We start from the raw sequence: 21,557 nt of genomic DNA, 5'->3' as shown, positions 1-21,557 counted from the left end.
GCTTTGCCCTCCTATCGCGACACAAGGCCGCTCCCACAAAGACCTGCGTACGCCGATCAATGTGGGAGCGGCCTTGTGTCGCGATAGGGCCGCAAAGCGGCCCCAGGGTCTTCAGGTCAGACGCGGAACTGGCTGACCAACGTCTGCAACTGCCCACCCAACCGCGCCAACTCCACGCTGGACGCCGCCGTCTCGTCACTGGCCGCCGCCGTCTGCTCCGACACATCGCGTACATTCAGGATGCTGCGGCTGATCTCCTCCGCCACCGCACTCTGCTGTTCCGCCGCCGCGGCAATCTGCTGGTTCATCGACTGGATGCTCGACACGGTACTGGTGATGCTCTCCAGCGAAGCCCCGGCCTTACGCGCCAGCTCGACGCTGCTATCGGTCAGGGTACGGCTGCCGTGCATGGCCGTAGCCACTTGCTGGGTACCATGCTGCAGGCTTGCGATCAGTTCTTCGATCTCTTCGGTGGATTTCTGCGTGCGTTGGGCCAGGCCGCGCACTTCATCGGCAACCACGGCAAAACCACGGCCAGCCTCGCCGGCACGCGCCGCCTCGATCGCTGCGTTCAGCGCCAGCAGGTTGGTCTGTTCGGCCACCGACTTGATCACGTCCATCACGCTGCCGATCTTCTGGCTTTCCTGCTGCAACAGGTTCATGGCTTCTGTGGAACGGTGCATTTCTTCGGCCAGGCGTTCGATCTGGCCAATTGCTTCGCCTACCACGCGGTCGCCGGCACGGGCTTCGTCATCGGCACCGGTGGCAGCATGCGAGGCCTGCTCGGCATTGCGTGCCACTTCCTGAACGGTAGCGGCCATTTCGTGCATTGCGGTGGCCACCTGGTCGGTCTCGACCTTCTGGCTGTTGGCGCCGGCGCTGGTCTGCTCGGTCACTGCCGACAATTCCTCGGCAGCGCTGGCGATCTGGGTGACGCCATCGCGGATGCCGCTGATCAGCTCGCGCAAAGTGGTGCCCATGCGGGCGATGCCTTGTTGCAGCACGCCCAGTTCGTCGCGGCGGGTGACGCGCAGGTGCTGGGTGAGGTCGCCGCTGGCGATCTTTTCAACTGCCACCATGGTGTCGCGCAGTGGGCGGGTGATCTGCCGGGTGATCAGCACTGCCGCCAGCACGCCGACCAACAGCGCCAGCAGCGTGGCGATGGCCTGCAGGCTGCGGGCCTGGGTACTTTCCATGTCGCGGCGCTGCAGCTGGATCTGGTACAGAGCGTCGCTGCGCTTGACGATGTCGGCACCCTGAACGGTCATCTCGGCGCGCGCAGTGGTGATGTTGGCGACCGCATCGCGGAATTGACGTACGGCTTCACGGTAGGCCAGCACCGAGCCTTCGAACTGTCGCAGGCGCGTGTCTTCGGCCGGCAGCTGGCGCTTGAGGTTGTCGATTTCGGCCAGGGCGGTGTCCAGCTGGCGCAGGGCTGCCTGCTCGTTGGCAGCGCTGTTTTCGGCAATGTAGCCGCGTACGTCGATGCGCACCTGCAGCAGTTGCTGGCGGGCCTTGCTGATCAGCTGGTACTGGGCCAGGCGCACGCTGTCGGCTTCGGGGCGTGCCATGACTTCCTGGCTGAGGGCGTCCATGGCCTGGTCGGCACGGCTGGCCGAGCCGTCCATGGCCGTGCGCGCGGTGCGGGTGGCATCGTAGCCCTGGCGCATCTTGTTCAGCGACACCTTGTAGGCGCTGATGGTCTCGCCCAGTTCACCTAGCAGCTTGATGTTTTCCGGGCTCTTGAAGGTGCTGGCCAGGTAGGCCTGTTGCTTGCTGAAGGCGTCAAGCTTGGTCTGGGTGTTGGCGGCGGCAGCATCGTCACCGTTGGCGATCATGTACTGCAGGCGTGCAATGCGCAGGTCGGTCAGGTCCTTGTTGAGCTGGCCGATATCGCCCATCCAGTTGCTGCGGTCAATCAGGCTGCCCAGGCTGGTCCAGCCGGTCAGGGCCAGCAGGCCGGTGAGGATCAGTACCAGGCCGAAGCCCAGGCCGAGTTTGAGGTTGACGCTGATGTTGGCGAACCAGCTGTTCATGCACGCTCTCCAGAAGTTGTTTTCGCTCGCTTGATCTTCGATCGCCAGGCGTTGTTGTTCTGGATGCCCGCTGATTCGTGCAGGGGTTATCGGCAGTGATGGAGGAAGCTGAAACGCTTTTTCAGCAGATTTGTAACTGGTTTGATTGGGGCTGCCTTGCAGCCCTTCGCGGTGGATGGCACCGGCTTTGCCGGTGTTCGCGGCTAAAGCCGCTCCTACAGGGATCGCGTGGGTTTTGGAAGCTATTCAAAGGTTGCGCGCGCTGAAGGTATCGCAGCGGTTCACCTCACCCTCGGCAAACCCGGTCTTGAACCAGCGCACCCGTTGCGCTGAGGTGCCGTGGGTGAACGAGTCTGGTACCACGCGCCCGCGGCCTTGCTGCTGCAAGCGGTCATCGCCAATGGCATTGGCCGCGTTCAGGGCCTCTTCGACATCGCCCGGCTCCAGCCAGTTCAGGCGCTTCTGCGCCTGGTAGGCCCATACACCGGCCAGGCAGTCGGCCTGCAGTTCCTGACGCACCAGCAGGCCATTGTCGCCTTCCATGCGCTGGCCGCTGCGGCGCGCGGCATCGACCTTGGCCGACACGCCCAGCAGGGTCTGCACGTGATGGCCGATTTCGTGGGCGATCACGTAGGCCTGGGCAAAGTCGCCGGCGGCGGCGAAGCGGGTTTCCATTTCGCGGAAGAACGACATGTCCAGGTAGACCCGTTGGTCTGCCGGGCAGTAGAACGGCCCCACCGCCGCCGAGGCAAAGCCACAGGCCGAATTGACCTGGCCGCTGAACAGCACCAGCTTGGGGTCGCGGTACTGCTTGCCGCCCTCGGCGAACAGGGCTTTCCAGGTGTCTTCGGTGTCGCCCAGGATCGAGGCGACGAACTCGGCCTGCTGGTCGTTGGCCGGCGGCGCCTTGCCGCCCGCGCTGCTGGGTGCCTGCTGTTGCTGCTCCATCTGGCCGGCGAGCTGACCAAGAATCTGCAATGGGTCCTGGCCGGTGAGCCAGCCGATACCGACAATCAGCAGCACCGCACCAAGCCCGAGCCCCTTGCCGCCGCCGAAACGCATGCCGCCGCCACCACCTTCGCCTCGGGCATCGACCACATTGTCGCTGCGTCGGCCTTTTCGCCAATCCATGAATGCTCTCCGAAGCGTGAAACAAGAAGACAAAGATTAGTCCACGACAGCGGCGAGTGTCAGGCCAAGGTGCTTATGCATAACCAAATGGTTATGTTTGATGTGGCTGATTTCAATATTCATTGCGCGCTACCTGCCTGAAACTGCATGTGGGAGCGGGCTTGCCCGCGACAGGGGTTCAAATAATCCCCCCGCGCATTTCCATAATTCCAAGAGAGGAAACCGGCATGCCCGCCCAGGACAACAGCCGCTTCGTGATCCGTGATCGCAACTGGCACCCGAAAGCTCTTACGCCTGACTACAAGACGTCCATTGCCCGTTCGCCACGCCAGGCACTGGTCAGCATCCCGCAGTCGATCAGCGAAACCACCGGCCCGGACTTTTCCCACCTGGGCTTCGGCGCCCATGACCATGACCTGCTGCTGAACTTCAACAACGGCGGCTTGCCGATCGGCGAGCGCATCATCGTTGCCGGCCGTATCGTCGACCAGTACGGCAAGCCTGTGCCGAACACCCTGGTGGAAATGTGGCAAGCCAACGCCGGCGGCCGCTACCGTCACAAGAACGACCGCTACCTGGCGCCGCTGGACCCGAACTTCGGTGGCGTCGGCCGCTGCCTGACCGACCGTGATGGCTACTACAGCTTCCGCACCATCAAGCCGGGCCCGTACCCATGGCGCAACGGCCCGAACGACTGGCGCCCGGCGCACATCCACTTCGCCATCAGCGGCCCGTCGATCGCCACCAAGCTGATTACCCAGCTGTACTTCGAGGGTGACCCGCTGATCCCGATGTGCCCGATCGTCAAGTCGATCGCCAACCCGCAAGCCGTGCAGCAGTTGATCGCCAAGCTCGACATGAGCAACGCCAACCCGATGGACTGCCTGGCCTACCGCTTCGACATCGTGCTGCGCGGCCAGCGCAAGACCCACTTCGAAAACTGCTGAGGACCCCGCCATGCCAATCGAACTGCTGCCGGAAACCCCTTCGCAGACTGCCGGCCCCTACGTACACATCGGCCTGGCCCTGGAAGCGGCCGGCAACCCGACCCGCGACCAGGAAATCTGGAACCGCCTGGCCAAGCCGGACGCGCCGGGCGAGCACATCCTGCTGATCGGCCAGGTGTATGACGGTAACGGCCACCTGGTGCGCGATTCGTTCCTGGAAGTGTGGCAAGCCGATGCCAACGGCGAGTACCAGGATGCCTACAACCTGGAAAACGCCTTCAACAGCTTTGGTCGCACCGCCACCACTTTCGATGCCGGTGAGTGGACCCTGCACACGGTCAAGCCGGGTGCGGTGAACAACGCTGCGGGCGTGCCGATGGCGCCGCACATCAACATCAGCCTGTTTGCCCGGGGGATCAACATCCACCTGCACACGCGGCTGTATTTCGATGACGAGGCCGAGGCTAATGCCAAGTGCCCGGTGCTCAACCTGATCGAGCAGCCGCAGCGGCGCGAGACCCTGGTGGCCAAGCGTTGCGAGGTGGACGGGAAGACGGCGTATCGCTTCGATATCCGTATTCAGGGGGAAGGGGAGACGGTGTTCTTCGACTTCTGAGTCGAGTCTGGGGGCTGCTTTGCAGCCCATCGCGACGCAAGGCCGCTCCCACATTGATCGGCGTACGCAGGTCTTTGTGGGAGCGGCCTTGTGTCGCGAAAGGGCCGCAGAGCGGCCCCAGTCACTTTCAACCGTCAGCGCCGAACCAGCAAAACCCCACTCTCCATATGGTGGGTATACGGGAACTGGTCAAACAACGCACACCGCTCGATGCGGTGCGTATCCTGCAGCTGGGCAATGTTCGCCGCCAGCGTCTCCGGGTTGCACGAGATGTACAGGATCCGCTCGAAACGCCGGGTCAGCTCGCAGGTGTCCGGATCCATCCCCGCCCGTGGCGGGTCGACGAACACCGTACCGAACTCGTAGCTCTTGAGGTCGATGCCTTCCAGCCGGCGGAACGGCCGCACCTCATTCAGCGCCTGGGTCAGCTCTTCTGCCGACAGGCGCACCAGCCGCACGTTATCCACAGCGTTCTCGTCAAGGTTGCTCAGCGCGGCATTGACCGAGGTCTTGCTGATTTCGGTGGCCAGCACCTGGCGCACGCGGGTGGCCAGCGGCAGGGTGAAGTTGCCGTTGCCGCAGTACAGCTCCAGCAGGTCATCGTCGCGCTCGCCGATAGCCTCGAAGGCCCAGCTCAGCATCTTCTGGTTCACCGCGCCGTTGGGCTGGGTGAACGCGCCTTCCGGCTGGCGGTAGCTGAACACACGGCCAGCGACTTCGAGGTTTTCCACCGCGTAGTCACGGCCGATGACCAGGCGCTTGCCCTTGGAGCGGCCGATGATACTGACGCCCAGGTCTTCGGCCAGCTGCCGTGCGGCCGTTTCCCATGCCTCGTCCAGCGGGCGGTGGTAGCACAGGGTGACCATGGCATCGCCAGCCAGGGTGGTGAGGAACTCCACCTGGAACAGGCGGTTGCCCAGCTCCTCGCTGGCCTGCCAGGCCGCCTTCAGGCGCGGCATCAGTGCATTGATGCGCTGGCTGGCAATAGGGAAGTCCTCGATCAGGATCGCCTTGTGCTTCTCGCCCGGGGCGAACATGGCGTAGTGGCGCTGGCCATCCTCGCGCCACAGGCGGAATTCGGCGCGCAGGCGGTAATGCTCGCGCGGCGAGTCGAAAACAGCCGGCTCCGGCGCGCCGAACGGCGCCAGCAGCTCGCGCAGCCGGGCCACCTTGGCGTCCAGCTGGGTGGTGTAGGAGGAGGGGTCGAAAGCAGCACTCATGCGTTGAACCAGCCCAGCTTGATGACGAACAGGATGGAAAGGATCACCAGGGCCGGGTTCAGGTCGCGGTGGCGGCCGGAGATCAGCTTGACGGCGGTCCAGGAAATGAAGCCGAAGGCGATGCCGTTGGCGATCGAGTAGGTCAGCGGCATGGCCAGGGCGGTCACCACCACCGGTGCGGCTTCGGTGACGTCGTCCCAGTTTATTTCTGCCAGGCCCGAGGCCATCAGCACCGCGACGAACAGCAGCGCCGGGGCGGTGGCGAAGGCCGGCACGCTACCGGCCAGCGGGGCGAAGAACAGCGCCAGCAGGAACAGCACGGCGACCACGATGGCGGTCAGGCCGGTGCGGCCACCGGCGCTCACGCCCGCGGCGGATTCGATGTAGCTGGTAGTGGTCGAGGTGCCCAGCAGGGAACCGGCCATGGCGGCGGTACTGTCGGCGATCAGGGCACGGCCCATTTTCGGCATGTGGCCGTCCTTGCCCATCAGCCCGGCGCGCTTGGCCACACCGATCAGGGTGCCGGAGTTGTCGAACAGGTCGACGAACAGGAAGGCGAAGATCACGCTGACCAGGCCCACGTCCAGCGCGCCGGCGATGTCCAGTTGCAGGAAGGTCGGCGCCAACGAAGGCGGCATGGAGACCACGCCGCCGAAGGGCGTCACGCCCATCAGGATCGAGGCGATTGTTACGGCGAGAATGCCAATCAGCACGGCACCGCGCACTTTCAGCGACTCAAGGCCGACGATCAGGAAGAAGCCCAGGGTGGCGAGGATCGGTGCCGGCTGCTTGAGGTCGCCCAGGCCCACCAGGGTGGCCGGGTTATCGACGACGATGCCTGCGTTATGCAGGGCGATCAGCGCCAGGAACAGGCCGATACCCGCGGCAATGGCCGAACGCAGCGGCAGCGGGATGCTGTTCACGATCCATTCGCGGATGCGGAAGATCGACAGCAGGAAGAACATCACCGCCGACAGGAACACCGCACCCAGTGCCACCTGCCAGGTGTGGCCCATGTGCAGGACCACGGTGTAGGTGAAGAACGCGTTCAGGCCCATACCTGGCGCCAGGGCGATCGGGTAGTTGGCGATCAGGCCCATGGTCACCGAGCCGATGGCCGCGGCCAGGCAGGTGGCGACGAATACCGCACCTTTGTCCATGCCGGTCTCGCCGAGGATGCTCGGGTTGACGAACAGGATGTAGGCCATGGCCAGGAAGGTGGTGACGCCCGCGAGAATCTCGGTGCGCACATTGGTGTTGTGTGCTTTTAGTTGAAACAGCCTTTCCAGCATGCCCGCTCCCCAAGGCGCCCCCGGCGCCATGAATATATCGACCCCATCAGCAAAGCACAGACCGTACCGGTTGCCGTGGTTTTGTGTGGGGCGGAAAAAAGCCGCGCATCATACCAGCATGCTTGGCGGGGGCCTATGGCCGTTGGGGAATGGTCATTTTTTCCCTGTGCCGGCCTCTTCGCGGGTGAACCCGCTCCCACAGGTACTCCACCAGGGCTGAAGGCGGCGCGGTCCTTGTGGGAGCGGGTTTGCCCGCGAAAGGGCCGGTACAGGCTACAGATCAACCATTATGCAACCGGTCCCGCTTGGCCAGTGTCGGGAACAGCTTTATCCACACCCCGGTCACCACCAACGTACCCACCCCACCCAGCACCACAGCCGGCACTGTGCCAAACCAGTGCGCGGTCACCCCCGATTCGAACTCGCCGAGCTGATTCGAGGCACCAATGAACAGACCGTTCACCGCACTCACCCGCCCGCGCATTTCATCCGGCGTCTCCAACTGCACGAAAGCGCCGCGGATGACCATGCTGATCATGTCCGCCGCGCCCAGCACCACCAGCACTGCCAGCGAGAACCAGAACGAGGTCGACAGGCCGAAGGCAATGGTCGCCACGCCGAACACGCCCACTGCCGTGAACATGGTCCGCCCCACATTGCGCTCGAACGGGAAGCGCGCCAGCCACAGCGACATCAGCAACGCCCCCACCGCTGGCGCAGAGCGCAGCAGGCCGAGGCCCAGCGGGCCGGTCAGCAGGATGTCCTTGGCGAACACCGGCAGCAGTGCGGTGGCCCCGCCCAGCAGTACGGCGAACAGGTCCAGCGAGATGGCGCCGAGGATGTCCGGCCGGCTGCGAATGAAGCGGATGCCGGCCAGCAGCGATTCGATGCTGGCGCGCCCGCGCTGTGCCACCTGGCCGCGTGCCTGCAGGCTCAGGGTCAGCACGCAGGCGATGGCGTAAAGGGCCACGGTGGGGCCGTATACCCAGATGCTGCCGAAGGCATACAGGAAGCCGCCCACCGCCGGAGCCACGATGGTTGCCGACTGGGTGGCCGAGGCCGAAGCTGCCACCGCGCGTGGGAACAGCCCGGCCGGTACCACGTTGGGCAGCAGCGCCTGGGTCGCCGGCATTTCGAAGGAACGCGTGGCACCGAGCAGGAAGGCGAGGGCGAAGATCAGCTCGCGGGTGACGTTGTCGGTGGCACTGCCAAGCGCCAATGCCAGGGCTATCAGTCCCTGCAGGCTCTGGCACAGCGCAGCGACCTTGCGCCGGTCATAGCGGTCGGCGACATGCCCGGTATGCAGCATGAACAGCACCCGTGGGGCGAATTCGACCAGGCCGACCAGGCCCAGGTCCAGCACATTGCCGGTCAGCTGGTAGAGGTGCCAGCCGATTGCCACGGTGAGCATCTGGAAGCCGCTGGCGGTGAACACGCGGGCCAGCCAGAAGGCCAGGAAAGGGCGGTGGTGACGCAACAACTGCGGTTCGGAATCGGACATCGGAAACCAGGGGCCTCGGCGCAGTAGAGGGGGGCGCAGCGTATCATCTGTTTGTAACAAACGGTTACTGTTTGCTGGGGTCGGCACTTTTTCATTCGGCGTGGAAGGGGGTGGGGCAACCGGTCACGCGGCAATCAACCACACGGCCCGGCGGGCCATTCAGGACTATGCTTCCTAGCAATCGTTGATCTGGGTCAATCGTTCCAGATGTAACGATCGGGCCCTTGGGCCGAAATCCCTGCGATCGAACAGAACAATTCCAACGCGCCGCACTCGACTACCGTGGGGGCAGTGGGCGACGGGGCCAGCGGCCCGGACGCCGGATTATCTGAAGAGGAAGCACCATGTTCGGAATAGAGGCCTTAGAGCTCGCCCGAATGCAGTTTGCCTTTACCGTGTCGTTCCATATCCTGTTCCCGGCCATCACCATTGGCCTGGCGAGCTACCTGGCAGTCCTCGAAGGCCTCTGGCTGCGGACCAACAACGAGGTCTACCGTGACCTCTATCACTTCTGGTCGAAAATCTTCGCCGTCAACTTCGGCATGGGGGTGGTCTCCGGCCTGGTCATGGCCTACCAGTTCGGTACCAACTGGAGTCGTTTCTCAGACTTCGCCGGCGCTATCACCGGCCCGCTGCTCACCTACGAGGTATTGACCGCGTTCTTCCTGGAGGCTGGCTTCCTGGGGGTCATGCTGTTTGGCTGGAACCGTGTCGGCCGTGGCCTGCACTTCTTCTCCACGGTGATGGTGGCGCTCGGCACCTTGGTCTCGACCTTCTGGATCCTCGCCTCCAACAGTTGGATGCAGACCCCGCAAGGTCACGAGATCATCGACGGCCGGGTTGTGCCGGTGGACTGGCTGGCAGTGGTATTCAACCCCTCGTTCCCCTACCGCCTGATGCACATGGCCACTGCCGCATTCGTTTCCACCGCGTTCTTCGTTGGTGCCTCGGCGGCCTGGCACCTGCTGCGCGGGCGTGACAACCCGGCCGTGCGCAAGATGCTGTCGATGGCCATGTGGATGGCGCTGATCGTCGCCCCGATCCAGGCGGTGATTGGTGACTTCCATGGCCTGAACACCCTCAAGCACCAGCCGGTGAAAATTGCCGCGATCGAAGGCCACTGGGAGAACGTGCCCGGCGAGCCGACCCCGCTGATCTTGTTCGGCATCCCCGACATGCAGGCCGAAACCACCCGCTTCAAGCTCGAGATCCCGGCACTCGGCAGCCTGATCCTGACCCACAGCCTGGACAAGCAGGTGCCGGCGATGAAGGAGTTTCCCCCCGAAGACCGGCCCAACTCGACCATCGTCTTCTGGTCGTTCCGGATCATGGTCGGGCTGGGTTTCCTGATGATCTTCGTCGGCCTGTGGAGCCTCTGGCTGCGCAAGCGCGGCACGCTCTACACCTCGCGGCCGTTCCTGTACCTGGCCCTGTGGATGGGCCCTTCCGGGCTGATCGCGCTGCTGGCCGGCTGGTTCACCACCGAAATCGGCCGCCAGCCCTGGGTGGTGTATGGCCTGATGCGCACGGCAGACGGTGTGTCCAACCACAGTTACGCCCAGCTCGGCTTCACCTTGGTGGCCTTCGTGGTGGTGTACTTCGCCCTGTTCGGTACCGGTCTTGGCTACATGATGCGCCTGGTGCGCAAAGGGCCGCGGACCGGTGAGGGTGACGAGCACAACCCTGGTGGCCCTGGCACCAAACGCACGCCGGCGCGACCGCTGTCCGCCGCCGATGATGGCCGAGAGGCCAACTCCGCCAGCCTGAGCAAGGGGAACTGAGCCATGGGTATCGACCTTCCGCTGATCTGGGCCGTGATCATCATCTTCGGCGTCATGATGTACGTGGTGATGGATGGTTTCGACCTGGGGATCGGCATGCTCTTCCCGTTCGTCAAGGGCGAGCATGACCGTGATGTGATGATGAACACCGTCGCCCCCGTTTGGGATGGTAACGAGACCTGGCTGGTGCTGGGCGGTGCCGGGCTGTTCGGGGCGTTCCCGATGGCTTACTCGGTAGTGCTGGAGGCCCTGTACCTGCCATTGATCCTGATGCTGATCGGTCTGATCTTCCGCGGCGTGGCCTTCGAGTTCCGCTTCAAGGCCAAGGCCGACAAGCGCCACATCTGGGACAAGGCGTTCATCTGGGGCTCGTTGATCGCCACCTTCTTCCAGGGCGTGGCGCTGGGTGCGTTCCTCGAAGGCTTCAAGGTGGTCGACCGGCATTTCGCCGGTGGCACCCTTGACTGGCTGACCCCGTTCAGCCTGTTCTGCGGCCTGGGGCTGATCGTTGCCTACACCCTGCTGGGCTGCACCTGGCTGATCATGAAGACCGAAGGGTCGCTGCAGCAGAAGATGCACGACATTGCCCGGCCGCTGGCGCTGGTGCTGCTGGTGGTGATCGGCATCGTCAGCCTGTGGACACCGATCGCCTACCCGCAGATTGCCGAGCGCTGGTTCAGCATGCCTAACCTGGTCTGGTTCATGCCGGTGCCGATCCTGGTGCTGGTAACCTTCTACGGGTTGCTCAAGGCGGTGGCGCGCAATGCGCACTACACGCCGTTCCTGCTGACGTTGGTGCTGATCTTCCTCGGCTACAGCGGCCTGGGCATCAGCCTGTGGCCGAACATCATCCCGCCGTCGATCTCGATCTGGGATGCCGCGGCGCCACCGCAGAGCCAGGGCTTCATGCTGGTGGGCACACTGTTCATCCTGCCGTTCATCCTCATGTATACCTTCTGGAGCTACTACGTGTTCCGCGGCAAGGTGACCCATGAAGACGGCTATCACTAGGAGGGCTGCATGATGACCGGCAAGCCTGGCTTGGAGGAGAAGAAACCCCTGTGGCAGCGGTTGGGCTGGCTGCTGCTCATCTGGGCGATGAGCGTGGCGGCCCTGGGCGTGGCGGCCTACGTGATGCGCCTGTTCATGGGGGCTGCGGGGCTGACCACCCATTGAGGTAAGCCTGTTCTGGCCCTATCGCCGGCAAGCCAGCTCCTACAGGTAAGTCACTGCCCTGAATGCAGTGGAGTACCTGTGGGAGCTGGCTTGCCGGCGAAAGGGCCGGTACAGGCTTACTTGCGGGCCTTCAGGATAACGAACTTGGGCGTTGCCGCCACTTGCTCCACCCCCCGGAACAACCGCGCCAGCTTGCTGTGATAGCCCAGGTGCCGGTTACCCACGATATACAGCGCCCCACCCACCACCAACGCTTCACGCGCCTGCTGGAACATGCGCCAGGCGAGGAAATCGCCCACCACCTGCTGCTGGTGGAACGGCGGGTTGCACAGCACCACGTCCAGCGACTGCTTCTCTACCCCCGCCAACCCATCGGCTGCCTCGAACACAGCCGGGCGCTCGCCCAGCGCTGCCTGCCAGTTCTCCCGCGCCGATTGCACCGCCATGTACGACTCGTCGACCAGGGTGTATTGGGCATCCGGGTTTGCCAGGGCACTGGCTATCGCCAGCACGCCGTTGCCGCAGCCCAGGTCCGCCACTCGCGCGCGGCCCAGTTCGCGGGGCAGGTGCGGCAGGAACGCCCGCGTGCCGATATCCAGCCCCTCCCGGCAGAACACGTTGGCGTGGTTGAGCAGTTCCAGCGCCGGCGCGTCGAGGCGGTAGCGGCTAGGGTAGGGCGAGCGGGCGACCGGCCGTTCGGCCACCGTCGCGGTCAGCAAGCGGGCCTTTTTCTGCGCCAGCGAGGCCTGCACCGGGCCGATGTACTTCTCCATCAGGTCTCCGGCCGCCCGTGGCAGGTGCTTTATCATCGCCCCGGCAATCACCTGCGCACCGGGTGCCAGGTGGCCCTGCAGGCGGATCAGCTGTTCTTCGAGCAGGGCCAGGGTCTTGGGCACGCGCACCAGTACCCGGTCGAACGGGCCTTGCCAATGTTCGCTGGCCGGCACGAACGGCACGCTGTCGAACGGCAGGCCATTGCGTGCCAGGTTCTTTTCCAGGGCCAGGTGCGCCAGGTGCGAATCGCCACTGCTGACCACCTGCAGCTTGCCTGCCAGGCTGGCGGCCAGGGCGCCGAAGCTGTCATTGAGCACCAGCACCCGGCAGTTGGCCTCGGGTGCCTGCTCGTGCAGCTGCGCAAGCAGGTACTCGTCGGCGGCATCGAAAGCCTGCAGCGGGTCGTTGGCCTGTTCCGGCTGGCGGATCAGGTCGAGTTCGGCGTATGGGGTGGTCAACAGAGGCATGGCGTCTGGCTCGGGTATGAAACTGCCCGTTGCGGTTCGCCCCGGGCTTTGCCGGGCGATTCTACAGGGCTTTGCCCAAGGTCGCAGGTTTCGAGCTCAGAGCCAGCCACGCAGGGCGGCGATGGCGATGGCGCCGGCCTTGTTGGCGGCGTTGGTCTTGGTGATAACGCTACGAATATGGAAGTTCACCGTGCTTTGCGACAGTGAAAGGATGCAGGCAACGTCTGCGGCGGTCTTGCCGGCGGCGGACCATTTCAGCACTTCCAGCTCCCGCTCGCTCATTTTCGGTTGTGGCGGGCACAGTGCTTTGAGGTGATGTTCGCCAAGCACCGCATGCAGCGTATGGCACAGCCACTGCACATTGCCGGCCTTGCTGTAGAGTTCGACTGTATCGATGGCCCCGGCGGGCCTGGCCACACTGATCTGGCTTTCGTTGTGCCGCTGGTCGTGCAATGACTGTGTCCAACCATAGCGCAGACCGCTCCGGCAGGCCGCTTCACGAAACTGCGGAGCCTCGTGATACAGGTCATCAGTCCACAGCACCGGCATGGTCGAGCTGTGGCTCACATTGGCGGCCGCGTCCTGCTTGTAGAACTCATCGCGCTGGTAGCGCTCGATCCATTCGCGGGGGTAATTGCTGTACAGGAACAGGTGGGGGGTTTGCGTCGCGATCTGGATGCGAATGTTCAGTCCCAGGTACTCCATGCCCAGGTCCTGCGCCAGATGCACGGCGATGTCGAACAACTTCTGTGGGCAGCGTTCGTCGACGAACAAATGAAGATGCTCGGGTTTCCAGTTAAGCATCTGAAATACTCCTTGCCTCAGGAACCAGTCCGTTTGGGTACCCGCATGATTGTAGGAAAGGACCTACCGATTCGCTGAGAATTTTTTGTTATAGCAGTCAGGATTTGCTGCGAGTAAGACAGGATCGTCGCAGACGAGGCCCTACAAAGCAGTGGTTTTTATCCGCGTCACTTTGCGCGACACTGTGCGCACGCCAAACCTGGAGCCCGATATGACCGCTAGCGCCGAAAAGTTCACCCGCCAGACCCTGCTCGATGTTCAGCCACTCACGCCGAACCTCTTCAGCCTGCGGGTTACGCGCGATGCGGGGTTCCGCTTCCGTTCCGGCCAGTTTGCCCGCCTTGGCGTGACCAAGGCCGATGGCAGTGTGGTGTGGCGCGCCTATTCCATGGTCAGCGCGCCCCATGACGAGCACCTCGATTTTTTCTCCATCGTGGTGCCAGGCGGGGAGTTCACCAGCGAACTGAGCCGGCTGGGGGCAGGCGATACCCTGCTGATCGATCGCCAGGCCTTCGGCTTCCTTACCCTCGACCGCTTCGTTGGTGGCCGTGACCTGTGGTTGCTGGCGACCGGTACTGGCATTGCGCCGTTCATGTCGATCCTGCAGGACTTCGAGGCCTGGGAGCGTTTCGACAACATCAAGCTTGTGTACTCGGTGCGCGAAGCGAAAGAGCTGGCCTATGTGGACGACATTGCCGGGCTGGAGCAGCGCGATTACCTGGCTGAATTCGCCGGCAAGTTGCAGTTCATTCCGGTGGTGACCCGTGAACAGCACCCAGGGGCGTTGAACCAGCGGATTACCACGCTGATCGAGAATGGCGAGCTTGAGAAGGCGGCGGGGCTGGAACTGTCGCCGGAACATTCGCGGGTGATGCTGTGTGGCAACCCGGAGATGATTGATGAGACGCGCAAGGTACTGAAGGCGCGCGACCTGCAATTGAGCCTGAGCAAGCGGCCGGGGCAGGTGGCGGTAGAGAATTACTGGTAAGGCTAATGGGGCCGCAAAGCGGCCCCCCGCAAATTCAAGGCAAGCGGTTCTGGTTCTGCGCCTTGAGCAGGTCGCGAATCTCGGTCAGCAAGGTCTCTTCCGCAGTCGGCACAGGCGGTGCAGTCGGCGCCACCGCCTCTTCACGCTTGAGCTGGTTGATCGCCTTGACTCCCATGAAGATGGCAAAGGCCACGATGACGAAGTCGATCACGGTCTGGATGAACTTGCCATACGCCAGCACCACCGCCGGAACGTCACCTTCGGCAGCCTTCAGGGTAATTGCCAGGTCGCTGAAGTCCACACCACCGATCAACAGGCCCAGTGGCGGCATGACCACGTCACCGACGAAAGACGAAACGATCTTGCCGAAGGCCGCGCCGATGATGATACCAACCGCCATGTCGACGACATTGCCTTTGACCGCGAAGGCCTTGAACTCACTGATCATGCCCATGTTTGGTTCCTTGTAACAAAAGGTGAGGTTTACGCAGTGTAAGCCACTTAAACGCTTCATGCGTTGTGTTCAGGGCCACAGACCGCTGTTAGAACGAATAGTTTTGTCGCATCCCGAGGCGTTCGAGGCACGTCCAGCTCGGCTATCATGGCGGTTTTTTCCAGGAGACCCCAGCCATGGCCAAGGCCAAGCGCTTGTATGGCTGCACCGAGTGCGGTGCGACCTTCCCCAAATGGGCCGGCCAGTGTGGCGAATGCGGGGCCTGGAACACCCTGGTCGAGACCATGATCGAAAGCGGCGGTGCCGCTGCGCCCAGTAGCGGCCGTGCTGGCTGGACCGGGCAGCAGGCGCAGATCAAGACCCTGGCCGAAGTCAGCGTCGAGGAGATCCCGCGCTTCACCACCAGCAGCACCGAACTGGACCGCGTGTTGGGCGGTGGCCTGGTGGATGGCTCGGTGGTGTTGATCGGTGGTGACCCCGGCATCGGCAAATCGACCATCCTGCTGCAGACCTTGTGCAACATTGCGGTGGGCATGCCGGCGCTGTATGTCACCGGCGAGGAGTCGCAGCAGCAGGTGGCCATGCGCTCCCGGCGCCTGGGCCTGCCCCAGGACCAGCTCAAGGTGATGACCGAAACCTGTATCGAGACCATCATCGCCACGGCTCGCGTCGAAAAACCGCGGGTCATGGTGATCGACTCGATCCAGACCATTTTCACCGAGCAGCTGCAATCGGCACCCGGCGGTGTGGCCCAGGTGCGCGAAAGTACGGCGTTGCTGGTGCGCTACGCCAAGCAGAGCGGCACGGCGATCTTCCTGGTCGGCCACGTGACCAAGGAAGGCTCGCTCGCCGGCCCGCGGGTACTCGAGCACATGGTCGATACCGTGCTGTATTTCGAGGGCGAGTCCGATGGCCGCCTGCGCCTGCTGCGGGCAGTCAAGAACCGCTTTGGCGCGGTCAACGAGCTGGGTGTGTTCGGCATGACCGACCGGGGCCTGAAGGAGGTGTCCAACCCCTCGGCGATCTTCCTCAACCGCACCCAGGAGGAAGTACCGGGCAGCGTGGTGATGGCCACCTGGGAAGGCACCCGGCCGATGCTGGTGGAGGTGCAGGCGCTGGTCGACGACAGCCACCTTGCCAACCCGCGCCGGGTGACCTTGGGCCTTGACCAGAATCGCCTGGCCATGTTGCTGGCAGTGCTGCACCGCCACGGCGGTATTCCCACCCATGACCAAGACGTGTTCCTCAACGTGGTGGGTGGGGTGAAGGTGCTGGAAACCGCCTCGGACCTGGCGTTGCTGGCGGCGGTGATGTCCAGCCTGCGCAACCGGCCCCTGGCCCATGGCCTGCTGGTGTTTGGCGAGATCGGCCTGTCTGGCGAGGTACGGCCGGTGCCCAGTGGTCAGGAGCGTTTGAAGGAGGCCGCCAAGCATGGTTTCAAGCGGGCCATCGTGCCCAAGGGCAATGCGCCGAAAGAGGCTCCGGCCGGGTTGCAGGTGATTGCCGTTACCCGGCTGGAGCAGGCTTTGGATGCGTTGTTCGAATAATTCGTGGCCCGTACTGGCCTCTTCGCGGGTAAACCCGCTCCCACAGGTACCGCATCAGCTTCAGGATTGCGCAAACCCTGTGGGAGCGGGTTTACCCGCGAAAGGGCCGGCACAGGCAAAACGAAAAAGGGGCCGACGATGCGCATCGGCCCCCCACCTCACCGCTCAGTCAGCGGTCAATGCTCGGCAACCGCACTGCGCCTGACCGTTTCATTGCCATGCTCGTCCAGTTCCAGCATCGGCACCTCATTACCCTCGGCATCGAACAGCTTGCCATCCTTGAAGTAGTCGCCATCACGCAGCGCTGAAATGTCCGAGTACTGGATGGTGCGCTCGTACGCGGCGGCAAACACCGACTGCTGGTCCGAGTTGCCGGCGGTGAAGTGGTTGAAGATCAGGTTCAGCAGGATGGCCATGATCGCCGCCGAGCTGATGCCCGAGTGGAAGATGGTCTCGAACCAGTTCGGGAAGTGGTGGTAGAAGGTCGGTGCGGCAATCGGGATCATGCCGAAGCCCAGCGAGGCAGCGACGATGATCAGGTTGACGTTGTTCTTGTAGCTGACCTTGGACAGGGTGCGGATACCGCTGGCAGCCACGGTGCCGAACAGCACGATGCCCGCGCCACCCAGTACCGGAGTAGGGACTGCGGCAATCACCCGGCCCATGATCGGCAGCAGGCCGAGCACCACCAGGATCAAGCCACCGGTGGCCACCACGTAGCGGCTCTTGACCCCGGTCACGGCTACCAGGCCGACGTTCTGGGCGAACGCGCTCTGGGTGAACGAGCCGAAGATTGGCGCCAGGATGCTCGATGCCATGTCGGCGCGCAGGCCATTGCCCAGGCGTTTGGAGTCGACCTTGGTGTCGATGATCTCACCCACGGCGAGGATATCGGCCGAGGTTTCCACCAAGGTCACCATGATCACGATGCACATCGACAGGATCGCGGCGATGTGGAATTCCGGCATGCCGAAATGGAACGGCGTGGGGAAGGCGAACATCGGGCCCTCTGTGACCTTGCTGAAGTCGGCCATGCCCAGCGCCCAGGCGATCAGGGTGCCGACCACCATGGCCAGCAGGATCGACAGGCGTGAAATCGCCGCGCTGCCCAGCTTGCTCAGCAGCAGCACGATGGCGAAGGTCAGGGCCGCCAGGCCGATGTTGGCCACGCTGCCGAATTCCGGTGAGGCGCTGTTGCCACCCATCACCCAGCGAGCGGCCACGGGCATCAGGGTCAGGCCGATGGTGGTGATGACGATGCCGGTCACCAGCGGCGGGAAGAACTTGGTGATGCGCGAGAACACCGGGGTGATCAGAAAGCCGATCAGCGATGCTGCCATGACCGCACCGAGCACGCCCGGCAGGCCACCGCCGCCCTCGCTGCTGAGGATTGCACCCATGGTTGCCACACCGGCGAACGAAACGCCCTGCACCAGCGGCAACTGGCAGCCGAAGAACGGCAGACCGAGGGTTTGCAGCAGGGTGGCCAGGCCACCGGCAAACAACGAAGCGGCGATCAGCATGCCGATTTCGGCACCGTTCAGGCCCGCGGCCTGCCCCAGGATCAGGGGTACCGCGACGATCCCCCCGTACATGGTCAGCACATGCTGCAGACCATAGGCCAGGTTGGCACCAAGGCCGAGGTTTTCATCCTCGGGGCGCTTGGCGGGAGACGTGCTAGGGGACGTAGTCATGGAGCAGGCTCTCTGTTTATTGTTGTGGTGCTACTGTAGACACTTCCTACAAATGATTGCCACAAGAATTGTATACAATATTTTGATCGGAGCGCGCACAAGAGCGCCCGCAAGGTGTGCGGGAACTCAATGCAGAAGGCGTACCAACTTGTCAGAGGCTGTGCTAGAGGGGTGTGTACAAAACGCTGCTACCCAGGCTTAAAGCTGTCTGGGTAGACAGGAAACAAAAGGTGGGGAAGCGATTAGCTAGCTAAGAGATTTCATTATTCGATCAGTTCGCGCAGCTCACGCATCATTTCGGTGCTGTCGGCCACGTTCAATTCCACAAGACGGTGCAGATGGCTCATCGAATCGAGGTCGATGTACAAGCAGATGAAACCCAGGCGGTCTGGTTCCTCATGACGCAGTTCAACCTGCATCTGCACGCGTGCATCGGGGCCCAGGTGAATGATGGCATCGAAGTCCTGGGTCAGGTCGACATCCCAATTGGCCGGTCGTTCGATCAGCAAACCCTTGAGTGAAAGGTCCAGCAGCTTCGCAGGCCAGCGTCGCAGGCCCTGGCGCAGCTCGGTGGGGGCGTCGAAATCGATGCGCTGAAAACGGCGGCGTTCGTCGTGGTCGCTCATGGGTTAGATCCTCGCATAGGTCCTCAGGTGACATCCTGACTATAGTTAGAGTGGTATGTACATCAGGTACCGCAATCTGGCCGCAGAGGCTCTAGACCAAAGCAAGTGTGGCAATGCGCGATGACTCGCCCTAGACTCGATGGGCGGTCTTTTCCAATCCACCAGCTGGAAGCAAACCATGAACAACAATAATAGCCTGCTACGCCACATTCCGTGGCTGGCGCTGGCAGTCATAGGAGCCTGTGCGCTGGGTGTGGTTGCCCTGCGTCGCGGCGAGGCGATCAATGCCTTGTGGATCGTGGTCGCGGCAGTGGCCATCTACCTGGTCGCCTATCGTTACTACAGCCTGTTCATCGCCACCAAGGTGATGCAGCTCGACCCTCGCCGTGCCACCCCGGCGGTGCTCAACAACGACGGCCTGGACTACGTCCCGACCAACAAACACATCCTCTTCGGTCACCATTTCGCCGCCATCGCTGGCGCAGGCCCCTTGGTCGGCCCGGTACTCGCCGCGCAGATGGGCTACCTGCCCGGCACGCTGTGGCTGATCGCCGGCGTGGTGCTGGCCGGTGCGGTGCAGGACTTCATGGTCCTGTTCCTGTCCACCCGCCGCAACGGCCGCTCGCTGGGCGACATGGTGCGCGAGGAGATGGGCCGCATTCCAGGCACCATCGCGCTGTTCGGTTGCTTCCTGATCATGATCATCATCCTTGCGGTGCTGGCATTGATCGTGGTCAAGGCCCTGGCCGAAAGCCCTTGGGGCATGTTCACGGTGATGGCGACCATCCCGATCGCGATGTTCATGGGCATCTACATGCGCTACATCCGTCCGGGCCATATCGGTGAGATATCGGTCATCGGCGTGGTGCTGCTGCTGGCTTCGATCTGGCTGGGGGGCCAGATTGCCGCAGACCCGACCTGGGGCCCGGCGTTTACCTTTACCGGTGTGCAGATCACCTGGATGCTGGTGGGCTACGGTTTCGTCGCCGCGGTACTGCCTGTATGGCTGGTACTTGCGCCACGTGACTACCTTTCGACCTTCCTCAAGATCGGCACCATCGTCGGCCTGGCCATCGGTATCCTGATCATCGCGCCCGAGCTGAAGATGCCGGCGCTGACCCAGTTCACCGACGGCACTGGCCCGGTGTGGAAGGGCACCCTGTTCCCGTTCCTGTTCATCACCATCGCCTGTGGTGCGGTGTCCGGCTTCCACGCGTTGATCTCCTCAGGGACCACGCCAAAGCTGCTGGACAACGAAACCAACGCTCGCTACATCGGGTACGGCGGCATGCTGATGGAGTCGTTCGTTGCCATCATGGCCATGGTCGCCGCCTCGGTGATCGAACCAGGCGTGTACTTCGCCATGAACAGCCCGGCCGCGGTGGTCGGAGCCGATGTGGCGTCGGTGGCGCAGACGGTCAGCAGCTGGGGCTTCCTGATCACCCCTGAGCAACTCGAGGCCACTGCCCGCGACATTGGCGAGCACACCGTGCTGGCTCGTGCCGGTGGTGCGCCGACCCTGGCCGTGGGTATCGCGCAGATCCTGCACCAGGTGCTGCCGGGTGAAAACACCATGGCCTTCTGGTACCACTTCGCGATCCTGTTCGAGGCGCTGTTCATCCTCACCGCAGTGGACGCCGGCACCCGTGCCGGGCGCTTCATGCTGCAGGACCTGCTGGGCAGCTTCGTGCCGGCGCTCAAGCGCACCGAGTCGTGGACTGCCAACCTGATCGGTACTGCCGGCTGCGTGGCCCTGTGGGGCTACCTGCTGTACCAGGGCGTGATCGACCCGCTGGGTGGTATCAATACCCTGTGGCCGCTGTTCGGCATTTCCAACCAGATGCTGGCGGGTATCGCCCTGATGCTCGGCACCGTGGTGCTGATCAAGATGAAGCGCCAGCGCTACGTCTGGGTCACCCTGCTGCCGGCCGTGTGGCTGCTGATCTGCACCACCACCGCAGGCCTGATCAAGCTGTTCGACCCGAACCCGGCAGTCGGCTTCCTGGCCCTGGCCAAGAAGTACAGCACCGCACTGGACGCCGGCCAGGTACTGGCCCCGGCCAAGGACATCGGGCAGATGCAGCACGTGATCTTCAATGCCTACACCAACGCCGGCCTGACCGTGCTGTTCCTGGTGGTGGTGTTCAGCGTGCTGTTCTTCGCTGTCAAGGTCGGCTTCGCCGCCCTCGGCCGCAAGGAGCGCACCGACAAGGAAACCCCGTTCCAGGCCCTGCCTGACGCTTGAGAGGACTGCTGCGATGTTCAACGACCTGGGTCGACTGGGTAAATACCTGGGGCAGGCAGCCCGCCTGATGGTCGGCATGCCCGACTACGACAACTACGTCGAGCACATGCAGACCAAGCACCCGGACAAGCCGGTCATGACGTACGAGGAGTTCTTCCGCGAACGCCAGGAAGCGCGTTACGGCGGCAAGTCCGGGCCCAAGTGCTGCTAACGGACCGCGCTAGCCTGATCGGCTAGCGCGGTTTTTGTGGGAGCGGC

The 21,557-nt window shown here is 63.3% G+C and carries 19 protein-coding genes; 9 read left to right on the top strand and 10 right to left on the bottom strand.

What is annotated here, in order from left to right:
• Positions 1 to 116: 116 nt before the first annotated feature.
• Together MJ643_RS11000 and MJ643_RS10995 are read right to left on the bottom strand one after the other, a co-directional pair.
• The gene (locus MJ643_RS11000; RefSeq protein ID WP_013974227.1) at positions 117 to 2,036 is read right to left on the bottom strand and encodes a methyl-accepting chemotaxis protein; all 1,920 of its coding nucleotides are present in this window, start codon (positions 2,034 to 2,036) and stop codon (positions 117 to 119) included.
• Between the two features lie 246 nt (positions 2,037 to 2,282).
• A complete protein-coding gene (locus MJ643_RS10995) occupies positions 2,283 to 3,167 on the bottom strand; it encodes a neutral zinc metallopeptidase (protein ID WP_013974226.1) in 885 nt (294 codons plus the stop codon).
• 227 nt (positions 3,168 to 3,394) lie between these two features.
• Between MJ643_RS10995 and pcaH the strand changes: the two genes are divergently transcribed.
• A complete protein-coding gene (pcaH, locus tag MJ643_RS10990) occupies positions 3,395 to 4,114 on the top strand; it encodes a protocatechuate 3,4-dioxygenase subunit beta (RefSeq protein WP_024087742.1) in 720 nt (239 codons plus the stop codon).
• 10 nt (positions 4,115 to 4,124) lie between these two features.
• The gene (gene pcaG / locus MJ643_RS10985; RefSeq protein WP_013974224.1) at positions 4,125 to 4,730 is read left to right on the top strand and encodes a protocatechuate 3,4-dioxygenase subunit alpha; all 606 of its coding nucleotides are present in this window, start codon (positions 4,125 to 4,127) and stop codon (positions 4,728 to 4,730) included.
• A gap of 134 nt (positions 4,731 to 4,864) precedes the next feature.
• Here the strand turns inward: pcaG and trmA are convergent, their stop codons facing one another.
• The 3 genes from trmA to MJ643_RS10970 form a co-directional block, all read right to left on the bottom strand.
• Entirely contained in the window at positions 4,865 to 5,950 is a 1,086-nt protein-coding gene (gene trmA, locus MJ643_RS10980; RefSeq protein WP_013974223.1) for a tRNA (uridine(54)-C5)-methyltransferase TrmA, read from the bottom strand.
• On the bottom strand, positions 5,947 to 7,242 hold the full coding sequence (locus MJ643_RS10975) for an NCS2 family permease (protein ID WP_013974222.1): 1,296 nt from the start codon (positions 7,240 to 7,242) through the stop codon (positions 5,947 to 5,949). The genes trmA and MJ643_RS10975 overlap by 4 nt, the downstream gene beginning before the upstream one ends.
• Before the next feature lie 280 nt (positions 7,243 to 7,522).
• The gene (locus MJ643_RS10970) at positions 7,523 to 8,743 is read right to left on the bottom strand and encodes an MFS transporter (RefSeq protein ID WP_013974221.1); all 1,221 of its coding nucleotides are present in this window, start codon (positions 8,741 to 8,743) and stop codon (positions 7,523 to 7,525) included.
• A gap of 344 nt (positions 8,744 to 9,087) precedes the next feature.
• Here MJ643_RS10970 and MJ643_RS10965 point away from each other — a divergent pair, with 344 nt between their 5' ends.
• Genes MJ643_RS10965 through MJ643_RS10955 form a run of 3 tightly spaced genes read left to right on the top strand, consistent with a single transcriptional unit; the run spans position 9,088 to position 11,700 of the window.
• Positions 9,088 to 10,524, top strand: coding sequence for a cytochrome ubiquinol oxidase subunit I (locus tag MJ643_RS10965; protein WP_038410146.1), 1,437 nt, complete (start codon positions 9,088 to 9,090; stop codon positions 10,522 to 10,524).
• 3 nt (positions 10,525 to 10,527) lie between these two features.
• Complete coding sequence (gene cydB / locus MJ643_RS10960; protein ID WP_013974219.1) at positions 10,528 to 11,535, top strand: cytochrome d ubiquinol oxidase subunit II; 1,008 nt, start codon at positions 10,528 to 10,530, stop codon at positions 11,533 to 11,535.
• Positions 11,536 to 11,544: 9 nt separating this feature from the next.
• Complete coding sequence (locus tag MJ643_RS10955) at positions 11,545 to 11,700, top strand: DUF2474 domain-containing protein (RefSeq protein WP_013974218.1); 156 nt, start codon at positions 11,545 to 11,547, stop codon at positions 11,698 to 11,700.
• Between the two features lie 116 nt (positions 11,701 to 11,816).
• On the opposite strand, the gene MJ643_RS10950 is transcribed toward MJ643_RS10955, so the two are convergent.
• On the bottom strand, positions 11,817 to 12,941 hold the full coding sequence (locus tag MJ643_RS10950) for a methyltransferase (protein WP_013974217.1): 1,125 nt from the start codon (positions 12,939 to 12,941) through the stop codon (positions 11,817 to 11,819).
• Between the two features lie 96 nt (positions 12,942 to 13,037).
• Positions 13,038 to 13,745: an autoinducer binding domain-containing protein gene (locus tag MJ643_RS10945; RefSeq protein ID WP_013974216.1), complete on the bottom strand. Its 708-nt coding sequence runs from the start codon at positions 13,743 to 13,745 to the stop codon at positions 13,038 to 13,040.
• A gap of 211 nt (positions 13,746 to 13,956) precedes the next feature.
• On the opposite strand from MJ643_RS10945, the gene MJ643_RS10940 reads away from it, so the two are divergent.
• On the top strand, positions 13,957 to 14,733 hold the full coding sequence (locus tag MJ643_RS10940) for a ferredoxin--NADP reductase (protein ID WP_023661108.1): 777 nt from the start codon (positions 13,957 to 13,959) through the stop codon (positions 14,731 to 14,733).
• A 34-nt stretch (positions 14,734 to 14,767) separates the two neighbouring features.
• Here the strand turns inward: MJ643_RS10940 and mscL are convergent, their stop codons facing one another.
• A complete protein-coding gene (mscL, locus tag MJ643_RS10935) occupies positions 14,768 to 15,187 on the bottom strand; it encodes a large-conductance mechanosensitive channel protein MscL (protein WP_013974214.1) in 420 nt (139 codons plus the stop codon).
• A 176-nt stretch (positions 15,188 to 15,363) separates the two neighbouring features.
• Between mscL and radA the strand changes: the two genes are divergently transcribed.
• Positions 15,364 to 16,734 carry a DNA repair protein RadA gene (radA, locus tag MJ643_RS10930; RefSeq protein WP_003251626.1) on the top strand — a complete coding sequence of 457 codons (1,371 nt, stop codon included), beginning with the start codon at positions 15,364 to 15,366 and terminating at the stop codon, positions 16,732 to 16,734.
• 176 nt (positions 16,735 to 16,910) lie between these two features.
• On the opposite strand, the gene MJ643_RS10925 is transcribed toward radA, so the two are convergent.
• Positions 16,911 to 18,428: a nucleobase:cation symporter-2 family protein gene (locus MJ643_RS10925; RefSeq protein ID WP_013974213.1), complete on the bottom strand. Its 1,518-nt coding sequence runs from the start codon at positions 18,426 to 18,428 to the stop codon at positions 16,911 to 16,913.
• A 263-nt stretch (positions 18,429 to 18,691) separates the two neighbouring features.
• Entirely contained in the window at positions 18,692 to 19,054 is a 363-nt protein-coding gene (locus tag MJ643_RS10920) for a PilZ domain-containing protein (protein WP_013974212.1), read from the bottom strand.
• A gap of 178 nt (positions 19,055 to 19,232) precedes the next feature.
• Here MJ643_RS10920 and MJ643_RS10915 point away from each other — a divergent pair, with 178 nt between their 5' ends.
• Together MJ643_RS10915 and MJ643_RS10910 are read left to right on the top strand one after the other, a co-directional pair.
• On the top strand, positions 19,233 to 21,299 hold the full coding sequence (locus tag MJ643_RS10915; protein WP_024087740.1) for a carbon starvation CstA family protein: 2,067 nt from the start codon (positions 19,233 to 19,235) through the stop codon (positions 21,297 to 21,299).
• Between the two features lie 13 nt (positions 21,300 to 21,312).
• A complete protein-coding gene (locus MJ643_RS10910) occupies positions 21,313 to 21,510 on the top strand; it encodes a YbdD/YjiX family protein (RefSeq protein WP_013974210.1) in 198 nt (65 codons plus the stop codon).
• Positions 21,511 to 21,557 lie beyond the last annotated feature (47 nt).

This window comes from Pseudomonas sp. PNPG3 (assembly GCF_023093815.1).
GTDB classification, from domain to species: Bacteria; Pseudomonadota; Gammaproteobacteria; order Pseudomonadales; family Pseudomonadaceae; genus Aquipseudomonas; species Aquipseudomonas asiatica.
The sequence above is the reverse complement of the archived record's forward strand: the minus strand, read 5'-3'. Positions and strand labels throughout refer to the sequence as shown.